We start from the raw sequence: 13270 nt of genomic DNA, 5'->3' as shown, positions 1-13270 counted from the left end.
AAACCAATGACGATGATGGTCGACATTCGGAAGCTGAGCTTTATCAACGAAATGGCGAAAGTCGGAACGAACGGCGTTGCCGACAACATGAGCAAACTGACCGGCGAAGACGCCCAGATGGAGGTCACGAAGACGAACTTCATCGACGTCGACGACATCAAGAGTCAGCTCGAGCCCGGCAAACGCGTCGGCGTTCGCGTCCGACTCCTCGATCCGCCACACGGACACATCCTCATCCTCTTCCCGGAGGCGAGCGCGAAGAAGATCACCGCGATCATGCTTCGAGACGTCGTCGACGACATGTCGAACGTCTCCGGGAAGATGGCCCGCAGTGCAGTCGAGGAGATGGGGAACATGATGGCCAGTGGCTTCATCGACGGCTGGGCCGACGTGCTCGGCCGGGCGATCGATATCGCCGCACCCCAGCTGGTCTACGCCCCCGCCGGCGACATTGTCGTCCGAACGGCGGGTCTCGGCGGCGATGATCTCGCCCTCTTCTTCGATTCCGACCTCTCGGTACCGAGCTACCAGATCGAAGCCGAGATCTACGCCTTCCCAGAACTCGAGGAGTTCGTCGAGATGGTCAACGGAATCGACGTGCACACCCCATGAAACTCGACGTCAACGCCCTCGGAACGTTCTATCGAATGGCCCGGGAAGGTGCTGGCCTGGCAGCCGGTCGACTGACGAAGATGACTGGCGTCGACACCCAGGTCGGCGTCACGAAGCTCAACTTCATGCGGGGAAAGGAGATCCGCTACGACTTCGAAGACGGCACCGACAAAGTCGGCATCCGCGTCGAACTCAGTGGTGGCCTCGACGGCCACTCCGTCGTCGTCTTCGACCGCCAGAGTGCCCTCCGAATCGTCCAGATGTTGATCGCCGACGCCGACGCCGAGGCGTTCGACGAGATGAGCAAGAGCGCGGCCACCGAGGTCGGCCAGGTGATGAACAGCGGTTTCGTCGATGGCTGGGCCGACGTCCTCGAGACCGTCATCGACGTTTCGACGCCCGAATTCATCGAAGGGGCGACGGCCGAGCCGTTCTTCGGCGACATCGAAGAAGCCCCGGGCGAACAGGATCTCGCCTTGCTCTTTCAGAGCCACATCAACGCGGTCGGCAACGAGATCGGGTTCAGCCATTACCTGTTCCCCAACCGCGACTCGATGGCTGGGCTGCTCGAGCGCCTGCGTACGAGCGACGGGATCGAGTACGACAAACTCGATGGGTTCGATCGAATGGCCGAACAGGGGGCCGAGGAGGTCGCCAAGACGGCGACGACGCTGACCGGCATCGAGACCAGCGTCGAGATCAGGCGGCTCAACTTCGTCTCACTCGAGACGATTCCGGAGTCGGTCTCGAACGAACGCCTCGTCGGCGTTGCCTTCGAGTTCGACGGGACGCCAAGTGGCTACCTCCTGTTTCTGTTCGACGAGAAGTCCGCCCACGAAATCGTCGACGCGATGGTGCCGATGGAGACAGACGGTGACGGCGAGACGTTCGACGAGATGGGGAAAAGCGCCATCAAGGAGCTTGGAAACATCATGGCCAGTGGCTTCCTCGACGGCTGGGCGAACGTCCTCGATACGACGATCGACCACTCGACGCCCGAGTTCATCCACGACATCGGGGCCGCCGCCGTCGATCCAGTCATCATCCAGCTCGGCGAGAACCAGGAGTTCGCGTTCGTCTTCGACACCCACGTCGTCGCCGACGGCCGCGAGTTCGACTGTGAAGTGTACGCGATCCCCGACGAGGACGACCTCGAGCGAGCGCTCAACGACCTCGACGTCGATCGTATCGACGAGACGCCGACGACCGCAGAGTTTGGAGACGTCGAAAACATATGAAAACGTACGGAAGCGAACCGGGTATTCCAGAGCCGGTGCAGGTCGGTATTTCCGAACTCGTCGTGAGTGAAGGCGACGACACGCTCAAATCCTACGGCCTCGGCTCCTGTCTGGCCGTGGCGCTGTACGACCCGGATTCGGATATCGGCGGCCTCGCTCACGTCATGCTTCCAGACGGGGACACAGCCGAAAATAGCGACATCAAACCCGGCAAGTACGCGGACACGGCGATTCGGGCCCTCCTTCGCCGAATGGTCGAACGCGGGGCCAGCTACACCTCCGTGAAAGCCAAAATCGCCGGCGGCTCCGATATGTTCGAGTTCGAGAGCTTCGGCGACGGCGTCGGACAACGAAACGTCGACGCCGCCAAAGAGGAACTCGAGAAACTCGGCGTCCCGCTGCTCGCCGAAGACGTCGGCGGGAAGTACGGACGAACGGTCGAGTTCACGCCCGGAACCGGGACACTTACCGTCCGAACGGCTAACGGCGAAGATGGAGTGACAGAGCTGTGAGCGTCGACGCGACGTTCGCCAGCCTCCTCGAATACGTCGAGGCAGAGCTCGGGTTCGCCACGAGCCACTACAACACGAGCTATCTCAATCGTCGAGTCTCCTCTCGGATGCGTCGTACCGGCAGTGACAGCTACGAGGAGTACTTCGAGTTACTCCGAAACGAGACAGCAGAACAACGAGCACTCCTCGACTCGTTGAGCATCAACGTCACCGGCTTTTTTCGGAATCCGGACGTCTGGGAGGGGATTCGCGACGTGTTGCGCAGGCTGACGGCCGAGAACGAGAGCATCCACGTCTGGAGTGCGGCGTGTGCCGACGGCCGGGAGCCGTACTCGCTGTCGATGCTCGCCCACGACGACGACGAGATCGACGCATCGAACGTTCACATCCTGGCGACGGACATCAGCGAGAGCGCACTCGAGACCGCCCGCAGCGGCACCTACACGGAGTCACGAACGGTCGACCTCGGTGACCAGCTCGCGTTTCTCTCCGAGTACGAGGAGTACGTCGACCACGATCCTGCCGCACAGACCTACCAGGTCACGAGTACCGTCGCCGAGAACGTCACGTTCGAACGCCACGATCTCATCAACGATGGCCCGAAATCGGGGTTCGACCTCGTCATCTGTCGCAACCTGTTCATCTACATCGACAACGAGCACAAACAGTCCATGCTCGAGACCATCGCCCGTTCGCTTCGCTCAGGGGGCTACCTCGTGATCGGGAAGGCCGAAACGATTCCGCCGAACGTCAAATCCGCATTCGACGTGCGAAAGGGACGGCTTCGAATCTACCAGCGGGATGCGGTCTCATCCGAGCGTACCAACTGATTGCGATTCCTGGAAGCTCTGAGACACTCAGGCAGTGACGGTAGCGCTCGAGTGTCTCGACAGTTCCACGTTCACTACGAAACGAGAGACACACTGATCGCCGATTCGACTGGCGATCAGGTGTGCAATGTGCAATGACGGGCGGTAACTACGAGAGTTCGTACCGGCTTCACCGGTTAGTATCGATACCCGACGCGTGACCGCCGCCACTCGAGTTTGGGGCAGTTCGTATCACTCACGAGCACGTCGCAGCTCTTCTGCACTCGTCGAAATTCCGAGTGACTACTAAGAATGACAGAGGGTCAATCAGAGGCCCTGTCTCACGTCGACAAAAGCGGAGTCGCTGTCTGAGGGATTACCTGTCGTCGCCGTCGTCACCCTGCTCGCCGAACGTGAAGACGTCCTCTCCGTCCGTTTCGAACTCGTCTGCCGAACTCGAGTCAGTTCCCACATCGCGATCAGATCCGTTCGAGCGGCCGCCTGCAGTCCCAGCAGAATCGAGGCCGTCGTCGACGTCCTCGGCGTCGCCAGCTGGATTGACCGTCGACACGTCCGACTCGAGGGAGTCCACACCGCTCGTGTCGGCGGCAATCGTGACCGATTCAGGAAGTGCCTCGTCGTCGGCGAGTGATACCGCGGCGACGTCGGTGTCGAACCGATCGAGCGCCTCCGAGAGCTTTGTGGCCTGATTCGCCAGGTCGCTCGCACTTCGCGAGACTTCCGTCAGCGCCGTGGTCTGTTCTTCGGCCGCCGCGGCGACGTTCTCGCTCTCGGCCGTCGTCTCCTCGGCGATGGTCGTCGCCTCGGCGGTCATCGAGACCACCTCCTGCGTGGAGGCTGCCTGTTCTTCCGTCGCCGCCGAAATCTCCTGGACCCCCGTATTCGTCTCCTCGGCGTACTCGGCGATCTCGTCGAGTGCCGAAACTGCCTCTTCGATGGCATCCCGATTCGCCGCAACGCGCTCGCTCGTTCCCGTCACCGAATCGGCCGTCTCCGCCGTCAGCGCCTGAATTGTCTCGAGGCGAGTTTCGATGTCCTCTGCCGTCTGTTTCGTCTCCTCGGCGAGCTCTTTGACCTCGCCCGCGACGACCGAGAACCCCTCGTCACCGGTGCTCGAGCGCGAGGCTTCGATGTTGGCGTTCAACGCCAGCATGTTCGTCTCCTTTGCCACCTCGCCGATGAACTCGATCAGTTCGTCGATCTGTTCCATCTCCGCCTCGAGGCGCTCGATGTCGGTGACGGCGGTTTCGGACTCGTCTTCGATCTCGTTCATGCCCTCGATCGCGTCCTGGGCCGCTTTGCGCCCGTGTTTGCCCGTCTGGGCCGTCCGCTCGGCGATGTCGGCCACCTGGTTCGAGGAGGCCGCGATCTGTTCGGTCGTCGTCGACAGCCCGCTCATCTCGTGGTTGACCGACTGCAGGCGTTGACTCTGTCGTTCAGCCCCATCCGAGATCTCCTGTACCGATTCGGTCACCTGTTCGGAGGCAGAACGCACCTCCTCGCTCGAGGCCGTCACCTGCTCCGAGGCCGTCGCGACGTCAGTGGCGAACGCTTTGACCTGGGCGGTCGTCTCCTCGAGTTCGCCGACCATCGCGTTGAACTCGTGTGCGATGTCCTCCATCGCTTCGTTCTCGGTGTCGGCGTCCATCCGCGCGGTCAGATCCCCGGCGGCGCACGTTTGCATCACGCCACGGTACTCGTCGGCTTTCGACTCGAGGTGACGGTTGATCGCTTCGGTCTCCGCCCGAGCCTGTTCGGCTTCCGCTCGTGCCGTTTCGGCCTCAGTAATCGTCTCCTTGAGCGAGGTTCGCATACTGTCGAACCCGGCGTAGAGGCGACCGATGCTGTCGATGCGTGGCGACTCGAGTTCGACGTCCAGATCACCGTTCTCCATCTGCTCGGCTTTACCCGTCAGCCGATCGATCGATCTCGAGGTATTGAAGCCGAGCGCAGCCCCGACGAGAACGACCAGCGCAACGATGCCCAGTGTGGCGTAGATGCCGTACCGCTGGATGTCCTGTACGAACCCGTACGCGTTCGCCGAGGGCGTGTGAACGAGGGCAACCCAGTCGGTGCCTGGAACCGGAGCAGCGCCGACGACGTACTCCTCATCTGCATTGATGCCGTAGCCGCTTCGCGAGGTCAACACGCCGGACGCACCGTCGATCACCATTCCCGTCCCGCTGCCTGCCGAGAGCGTACGTGCCTCCTCGAGCGGGTGGGTATCCTCGTCGTAGGACTCCCACCCTGGCCCGCTCGGGCTCGCAAAGAGAATCATTCCCCCCTCGTCGACGATCATCGCCACGCCGGAATCGCCGCTTTGCATCTGCTGTTCGTAAAACTGGAGCGGAACCGTATAGACCAGCACGTGCCCATCGGCGACGTCACCCTCCGTCGCCACGTAGGCGATTCGTGGCTCGTTGTCGCCGTACGATCCACTCATGTATACCTCCGTGCTGACCGTCCCATCGACGTCTCCGAGGGTTTCGACCCACTCACCCTCGAGTTCCAAAACCGGATTGAGGTTCTCATCTTTCTTCGTGCTCGCCAGAACCTCCCCCGATTCGACGTCGATGTAGTGAAGCTGATGGTACATCCGCCCGCTACCGTGGCGTTCATCCATCTCGTCGTCGATGTACGCCTGTACCGCCTCCGACTCACCGTCGTCGATGGCACTCGAACGCGCCATCGCCTCGACGGCGTCCTCGTTGTTCTCGTTCCAGTTTCGGACGCTCTGTGCCTGTTGGACGGCGAGCGTGCCGTGGTCGTCGTGAACGATCGACTCGACTTCCGACTGCACCTCGTCCGTCGCGACGACCCCAATTACCCCAACCGTGATCCCCAAAATGAGAAGGACGATTGCAAATTTGAGCGCATAACTCCGCCGTATCGGTCGTGGAACGATCTTGCGTAACGCACCAACCATACTGCCTAGAGTAAGCTCACGGTAATAAACGTTTGCTGTGAAAGTTCATCCAACTTGCAGCGGGTGGGCGATGGCCGAATGCGATGACCGGTCAGAACAGATTCCGAGACTCGAGCCTCCCCGGTTACGGAGAGTACAAACTGAAACGAGTTACACCCCTGATCACAGACCAGCCTTGTAACCGGAACCAGCCTGTGATCGGGCGTGCATCGGCGTTCAGTGGCTACGATAGCTCGTCACATCGAGTACCCACCGACGCTCGTCTCGTGAAAAAACCGCACCGACCGCCGTTCGACGTTCCGCCTCAGGCGTCGTTACCGAACGTGAACATGTCGTCCCCGTCTTCGTCAGCGTCGTCGTGGTCGCTCTCTCCTTCGGTCACATCGTCAGACTCCGCGTCCTGAATCGACACGTCGTCGGATTTCGACTCCGTGTGCTGCTCGCTGTCATCCTCGTCCTCCGCCGGTAGCGACGGCGCATCCGAGTCCGACTGGGGTGGCAGCGCCTCGCGTCCCGCTGGTGGCGTCTCCACCGGCGGGAGTTGGTCGGTCTCCGGTGACACGTCTAAATCGTCCTCGAACGTAATCGCCGTCGACTCGAGGTTCGCGTCGGTGTCGAACCGATCGAGCGCCTCCGAGAGCTGTGCGGCCTGATTCGCCAGGTCGCTCGCACTTCGCGAGACTTCCGTCAGCGCCGTGGTCTGTTCTTCGGCCGCCGCGGCGACGTTCTCGCTCTCGGCCGTCGTCTCCTCGGAAATCGTCGCGGCTTCGTCGACCATCGAGACCACTTCCTGCGTGGAAGCCGCCTGCTCCTCGCTGGCAGCCGAAATCTCCTGGACGCCCGTGTTCGTCTCGGTGGCGTACTCGGCAATTTCGTCGAGTGCATCGGACGCTCGCTCGACCGAATCGGTGTGTTCGGCGACCCGATCGCTGGTCAGTTGCACCTCCGTCGCCGTCCGCTCGGTCTGTTCCTGAATCGTCCCGAGAATCGACTCGATGTCCTCAGCAGCCTCCTTCGTCTCTTCGGCCAGTTCCTTGACCTCCGCTGCAACGACCGAGAACCCTTCACCGGAGTCACCGGAACGCGCCGCCTCGATGTTGGCGTTCAACGCCAGCATGTTCGTCTGCTCGGCGACTTCCGTGATGAACTCGATCAGTTCGTCGATCTGTTCCATCTCCGCCTCGAGGCGCTCGATTTCCTCGACGGCAGTTTTGGACTCGTCTTCGATCTCGTTCATGCCCTCGATCGCGTCCTGGGCCGCTTTGCGCCCGTGTTTGCCCGTCTGGGCCGTCCGCTCGGCGATGTCGGCCACCTGGTTCGAGGAGGCCGCGATCTGTTCGATCGTCGTCGACAGCCCGCTCATCTCGTGATTGACCGACTGCAGGCTGCGGTTCTGGCGCTCAGCACCATCGGAGATTTCCTGCACCGATTCCGTCACCTGCTCGGAGGCCGAGCGGACTTCCTCGCTCGAGGCCGTCACCTGCTCGGATGCGGTGGCCACTTCGGCCGCGAACGCTTTGACCTGGGCGGTCGTCTCCTCGAGTTCGCCGACCATCGCGTTGAACTCGTGTGCGATGTCCTCCATCGCTTCGTTCTCGGTGTCGGCGTCCATCCGCGCGGTCAGATCCCCGGCGGCGCACGTTTGCATCACGCCACGGTACTCGTCGGCTTTCGACTCGAGATGACGGTTGATCGCTTCGGTCTCCGCCCGAGCCTGTTCGGCTTCCTCGCGTGCTTCCTGTGCGTTCTGGATCTGTGCCTTGAGGGAGTCACGCATCGTAGCGAATCCGGTGTAGAGACGACCGATGCTGTCGATTCGCTGAGTCTCGAACTCGACGTCGAGATCCCCGTCTTCCATCTGCTGGGCTTTGCTCGTGAGACGGTCTATCGAGCGTGACGTGTTCCGGCCGACGATACCGCCTATGAGCATCACGAACAGAATGCCGCCTATCGAGGCGTAGATACCGTACTGCTGGACGTCCTGAACGAATCCGTAGGCTTCAGATTCGGGTGTTTGCACCGCTACCAGGAACGGACTGTCTTCGGTAACCCGTGCTGCCGAGATGATGTATTCCTCGTCGTGGAAATTACTTGCCGTTGCGGCATTGAGGGCCTCACCTGGTTGGGAACCGGGAAACACCTCTCCCTCGATTCCAACCGTACCGAGATCGACGTCGTCCTGGTCGTAGTCCATGAAGAACGCCTCACCACTTGGATCCATCACGACCACGTCCTCCTCACCGTCTACACCCTCCATGACGATGAACGAGACGCGACCGTCGTCCTCGTTATAGATCATCTCGTCTGCGTAGGACTCCATCTCGAGTGAGAGGACGATGAACTCGTTTCGCCAGTCGTTACTGATAACGTAGCTCAAGACTGGCGTCCCATCGGCCGCCTGGTGTGGGACGACCGTTGGCTCTCGTGCGAGGTTAGCGATTGGCTCGCCAAAGACCATATCGTCATCCTGATAGGAATCAGAGTTACTATCGTAGTTCCCTTCGACCTGGGAAAACTCTGCTGCCCACAGCAGCTGGTGTTCCTCAGCAACGGCGTCAAGCGGTTGCTCGTGTAACTCGTCGTTCGTACTCTGTTGGACGACACCGTCGTTCAGATTGACGTAATGAATACTGTGTGCACCATCGATATCTGATCTGAGGCCGACCAACTCTACCTGACCGTCGGCCGGCATCGCCGACTCGAGCGACTGTACTTCTTGAAGGTTCAGCTGATTCCATTTGTCAACGTTCCTAGCTTCCTGTTGGGCCAGTTCCGCCGAATCCTCTTGCACCTGGGATTGTACCTCCCCTGCAATTTCATTTGTACCGAGATACCCCACCGCCCCCACAGACAGTCCAATCACCAGCAACACTATGGCGAACTTCAACGCATAGCTTCGTCTGATAAATTTTGGAATAACTTTTCGCGCCGGGCCTAGCATACGGTCGTAGACAGTCACCATCGACAATAAATCCTCACCCACGATTATCACGACTGAGAACACGTGTAGTACAACAGGCGTTCTTTAAGAGCGAGCCGTCGAAACATCCCCTCTGACGACCGATTGAGAGAAAATGAGTACTGACCGACTTCACCAGTTCAGTCGCCTCGCGCGAGCACGGATCGAGGAGATGCCACCGACAACGCTGCTCGAGACGCGCTCGATCGTCGACGACCTCCTTCGGGCACTGGGATGGGACGTCTACGACCACTGTCAGACCAACGTCTCGCTCCAGGGCACGACCCTCGAGTACGTCTGTACGATCGATAGCGTTCCCGCCCTCTTCGTCGCCGTCGAAGCTGCCTCGAGCGACCTCGTCGACGATCGGGTGGACGAACTGATACCGCTGCTCGGGGCGACGGGCGTCGACCGGGCTATCTACACCAACGGCCGGACGACGCTGTTGCTCGCCGGAACTGCGTCAGTCGACATCCACCGGTGTGACCTGTGGAAGCCGAACACCCTCGAGCCACTCGCTGATCACTACACCAGGCGAGCGCTCTCAGAGCGCCTGCAGCGCCACTCACGGCCCGTCGTGGCCCGGAAGCTGGCGCTCGAGCGCGAGGCAGTTCGAGCGGCCATGGTCGACCTGCTCGCTGACGTCACCGGCGAGGCGTACACTCGCGAACTCGAGGGAGCCAGCGATCGGTTTCTGGACTCACTCATCGCGGCGTTCGCGTGGGAGACGACCGCCTCGCCGTCGACTGCCGCTCAGTCCTCGCCTGCTGAGAGCCCGTTTCAGCCGGCGACCGCTTGGACAGACGCCGAGACTGGCGAACCGACACAAAAAACCGGCGAACCTGCCCGTGATGATACGTCGAATGCCGTCCACTACACGGATCGAACGATCGAGGAGGAGGAGGCACCTGTGGAGATGGGTGGGACGGCTACTCGAGGAGACGACGAGCCATCCGACGCCGGTCGGGACGAGGATGGCGATTACAACGGAGACGGCGACCATGACAAAGACGGCGAGTACGTCGTCAGATTCTTCAGCGACCAGGGATCGATCGGCGCGATTGGACACTCGACCTCCACGGGTGCGCTCGTCCACGCCACGGAGTTTCTCCTCGAGCGAGGCCTGTCGGGCGTTCGTCTGCCCTGGCCGGAGGTGGAATCGGAATCGGAATCAGCAAGCCACGTGCCTGCAGCTAACGGCGACCCCGTTCTCGTCAGTCGTGACGAGGCATATCGGTTGAGTCAGGGCCAGCAGCTCTCGAACGGCATCCATCTCAACACCGCAGGGACCGTCGAAGAACACGTCGAGCGCATCGAGGCACTGGGGTGTCGAGCCGGTTATCGTGTGATGTTGACCGGCGACTGGGAGGATCAGTAGTCGAGTTCGGCGGTAACGATGTGAATGGTTACGCGGTCTGGGGTGCAGGTCGCTTCACTATCATCCTCGTTCCAGTCCCACTCACCTTGCTCGAGCGTCCGTTCCCAGCCCATTTTGTAGTCGGAGTCGTCGACGGTGATCGTGACATCGCCGGGGTTAGTGTACGTCCGGCGGATCGAGTCGGTTTCACTGATCGAAATCTGGCTGATCTCGCTGCTCTGGAACGTCCGTGGCTCCTGTTCGATCACGAGCAATGAGATGACGGCAGTGTCCTCAGTACAGCGGATCATCGGTCGCTCGAGCGCCACGTTCCCGGTGTGATCCCCACGGAAGATGCCGCCGCCCTCGTAGGCGATGGTGTCGGTACCGCTACCGGCTTCGTAGACGAGTCCGCCGGTCGTGATGGTGTGATCAGAACCACCATCTATGGTAATGGACAGCTCCGTCCCCTCGTGATTCGTCGTAATCGATCCATCACGCAGGTTGAGTTCCCCGGAACGGGTGGTAATCCCATCGTAGCGAACCACGTCGTTGAAATTGTCGCTCAAGGCATCCATCGCCCGCTCCGCATTGCGCAGTTGCTCACCCTCCTGATAGCTCGTCAGCGACTGCATCCCGAACACGGAGACGATCGTCACCGAGCCGATAACGATCGTGAACACGAGGATGAACGCGAGTACTTCGGAGACTGCGCGTTCGTCCGTTTCAGTGGGTTCTCGTGTGAACATCAGGTACCACGCTCGAGTGTGATTTGATCGTCCTCATACACGATCGTAATCGTCCCACCAGCAACCGAGCTTTCGTCATCGACGTCGGCGGTCACAGGGACGTAGACGTCGACGCTGCCGCTCTGGGTTTGAAGGTGCATGCAGTTGGTGTCGCCGGTGAGCAACGGCGCGTCGTCAGCGCACACATCGGAGTCCGTCGAGTTGTACAACGTCACCGTGTATCTCTCAGACGCAACCATCGAGGGGTGTTCGACGGTCAATCGCACTGTCTCAGCCTCACCGTCAGCAGCTAACCGCTCGACGCTCGAGATCTCGCCCGAGAGGCGTTCACCGATGGTATCGAGGGATCGCTGGGCGCTGCGGTCGGTTTCGCCGGCGAGGAGGCTGCCGGCGGAGATGAGCAGGCCGGAGATGAGCACTGTGGTAATCGCGATGGTGAGGACGTGGGTGATGGCGATGGAGACGGCGCGATCGGTTTCGGAACGGCCGATCATGCCTCCACCTCCTCTGGGCAATCCTCGAGGTCGACCGTCTCCGTTCGCGTGAACTCGAGGTCGGTCGACGCGTACGTGACGGTTACGTTCACAGTGCTGTTATCTGGGTGCGTATATTCGATCGTCACAGCCGCCGCCGTCGACCCCGATCGGACGCTTGGATATCGATCCTGCAAGTCATCCATCGCAGCATCATCGAGTTCACCGTTCGGCGAAACGGCACAGACCCCATCGGTCACCTCGAGCATCGTCCGATCGGTATCCGACACCGTCTGGGTCGAGGCGCTCGAGGAGAGCGTCTGGGTGTAGAGCACGCCGTTGAACACGACGACGACGCCGAGAAGGATGAACGCGATGGTGATTGCGGCGATGAGGACGAGTTGGCCGCGGTCGTGGCCGCCGGCGTGGTCGCCGCTCGAGTCTCCGATAGCGATCACCATACGACCACCCGTACTTCGACGACGTTGTAGAGGGAATCACCGTCGTTTAGATGGGGTATGTACTCCTCATCCGGGTCGGAGACATCAGCGAGCGTTCTGTTCTCACCCGGTGTCGTGATCGACTGGTTCCCGTGTAACACGACCGTATAACTCGCCGTCACCGCCGTACTCGAGGGCGAGCCCTGATCGACGAGTTTGATCGGCTCCGGAGAGTCGCCATCGGGATCGAGCGACTGATAGTGCAACTCCACGTTGTACCGCTGGCCCGCATCCAGGTTCTGGTTCAACACTGCCCCGAGCGTCGATTCGTTGCCGAAGTCGCTCATGGAGTAGACGCCTTGGGCACCGGTAGTCTCGTTGTGGAACCCATCGAAGTCGTCATTATCGAATTCGATCTGGCGAACCATCACCGACAGATTATTTTCCTGCTGGGCAATAATCAGCGCGTCCTGAGTCTGCTGCTGGAGCTGTGCCTGTGCCGTTCGATCCACCGCCCCGCCGGTCGAGGGCGTGATGACCACCGACTGCACCGCGAACAACACCGCGATCAGGAGAATGAACGCCGCCACGAACCCCTCGAGGGTAAAGGCCTGACCTCTGTCGGTCGACGAGAGCGGCCGGCCACCTCGTGGGCGCGGTTTCCTCGCCTGGGATCGACGTCCTGACATGGTTACCACACCCTCACGATGAGTTTACAGCCCCTATCGCACTCGATGTCGGCGTCCTCGGTGACCGTCACCAGTCGCGTCGCACTCCCGGCCGACTCGTCGGTGTACGGACTATCCTCCGGATGGGCGAACGTCCCGCCGCCATCACTCGTGTTCACTACCGTAATGTTCACCCGATCGATCTGGTGGTCGTCGACTGCCCGAACGCCCAACTCGCTCACGTTCGCCGACTCGAGCGCCGTCAGATCGAGCTGGTTTGGTTCCTCCGAGTAGTTGGCGACGATCTCGTCAGCGATCCGGTCAGCCTGTGCGGTCTCCGAGGCCGTCGAGGTCGCGAACGGCGTGATGAGCGTCGGGACGAACGAGAAGACGAACGCCACGGCGAGCAGGAAGATACCGATACCGACGGCGAAATCCTGCGTCGTCTGGCCGCGATCGGCCAGCGAGATCGAGACCGTGTTCGTGTGTGGACGCCGTTTGCTCAT

Annotated in this window: 12 protein-coding genes; 5 read left to right on the top strand and 7 right to left on the bottom strand. The window is 60.9% G+C overall.

All coding sequences use genetic code 11. The annotated features are described in order from the left end of the window. Positions 1-6 precede the first annotated feature (6 nt). Genes NGM68_RS02580 through NGM68_RS02565 form a run of 4 tightly spaced genes read left to right on the top strand, consistent with a single transcriptional unit; the run spans position 7 to position 3192 of the window. Positions 7-612 (top strand): chemotaxis protein CheC, encoded by a 606-nt coding sequence (locus NGM68_RS02580; RefSeq protein ID WP_252700089.1) that lies wholly within the window; start codon positions 7-9, stop codon positions 610-612. Further along, a complete protein-coding gene (locus NGM68_RS02575; protein WP_252700088.1) occupies positions 609-1850 on the top strand; it encodes a chemotaxis protein CheC in 1242 nt (413 codons plus the stop codon). The genes NGM68_RS02580 and NGM68_RS02575 overlap by 4 nt, the downstream gene beginning before the upstream one ends. Further along, the gene (locus NGM68_RS02570) at positions 1847-2362 is read left to right on the top strand and encodes a chemotaxis protein CheD (protein WP_252700087.1); all 516 of its coding nucleotides are present in this window, start codon (positions 1847-1849) and stop codon (positions 2360-2362) included. The genes NGM68_RS02575 and NGM68_RS02570 overlap by 4 nt, the downstream gene beginning before the upstream one ends. Beyond that, positions 2359-3192, top strand: a complete 834-nt coding sequence (locus tag NGM68_RS02565; protein ID WP_252700086.1) for a CheR family methyltransferase — start codon at positions 2359-2361, stop codon at positions 3190-3192. Before NGM68_RS02570 ends, NGM68_RS02565 begins: the two co-directional genes overlap by 4 nt. A 355-nt stretch (positions 3193-3547) precedes the next feature. On the opposite strand, the gene NGM68_RS02560 is transcribed toward NGM68_RS02565, so the two are convergent. Then, positions 3548-6118 carry a methyl-accepting chemotaxis protein gene (locus NGM68_RS02560; protein ID WP_252700085.1) on the bottom strand — a complete coding sequence of 857 codons (2571 nt, stop codon included), beginning with the start codon at positions 6116-6118 and terminating at the stop codon, positions 3548-3550. Between the two features lie 304 nt (positions 6119-6422). Further along, the gene (locus tag NGM68_RS02555) at positions 6423-9005 is read right to left on the bottom strand and encodes a methyl-accepting chemotaxis protein (protein ID WP_252700084.1); all 2583 of its coding nucleotides are present in this window, start codon (positions 9003-9005) and stop codon (positions 6423-6425) included. Positions 9006-9192: 187 nt separating this feature from the next. Between NGM68_RS02555 and NGM68_RS02550 the strand changes: the two genes are divergently transcribed. Next, the gene (locus NGM68_RS02550) at positions 9193-10455 is read left to right on the top strand and encodes a hypothetical protein (protein ID WP_252700083.1); all 1263 of its coding nucleotides are present in this window, start codon (positions 9193-9195) and stop codon (positions 10453-10455) included. On the opposite strand, the gene NGM68_RS02545 is transcribed toward NGM68_RS02550, so the two are convergent. The 5 genes from NGM68_RS02545 to NGM68_RS02525 are packed head-to-tail and all read right to left on the bottom strand — an operon-like array spanning position 10449 to position 13270. Then, a complete protein-coding gene (locus NGM68_RS02545) occupies positions 10449-11183 on the bottom strand; it encodes a DUF7289 family protein (RefSeq protein ID WP_252700082.1) in 735 nt (244 codons plus the stop codon). The two genes, NGM68_RS02550 and NGM68_RS02545, sit on opposite strands and share 7 nt — an antisense overlap. Beyond that, positions 11183-11677, bottom strand: coding sequence for a DUF7266 family protein (locus NGM68_RS02540; protein ID WP_252700081.1), 495 nt, complete (start codon positions 11675-11677; stop codon positions 11183-11185). Before NGM68_RS02540 ends, NGM68_RS02545 begins: the two co-directional genes overlap by 1 nt. Further along, entirely contained in the window at positions 11674-12117 is a 444-nt protein-coding gene (locus NGM68_RS02535) for a DUF7261 family protein (protein ID WP_252700080.1), read from the bottom strand. Before NGM68_RS02535 ends, NGM68_RS02540 begins: the two co-directional genes overlap by 4 nt. After that, positions 12111-12785 (bottom strand): DUF7288 family protein, encoded by a 675-nt coding sequence (locus NGM68_RS02530; RefSeq protein ID WP_252700079.1) that lies wholly within the window; start codon positions 12783-12785, stop codon positions 12111-12113. Before NGM68_RS02530 ends, NGM68_RS02535 begins: the two co-directional genes overlap by 7 nt. A 2-nt stretch (positions 12786-12787) precedes the next feature. Continuing rightward, positions 12788-13270: a DUF7287 family protein gene (locus NGM68_RS02525; protein ID WP_252700078.1), complete on the bottom strand. Its 483-nt coding sequence runs from the start codon at positions 13268-13270 to the stop codon at positions 12788-12790.

Origin of the sequence: Natronosalvus vescus (genome assembly GCF_023973145.1) — an archaeon.
GTDB classification, from domain to species: domain Archaea; phylum Halobacteriota; class Halobacteria; order Halobacteriales; family Natrialbaceae; genus Natronosalvus; species Natronosalvus vescus.
This window is presented reverse-complemented; position numbering and strand designations above follow the sequence as displayed.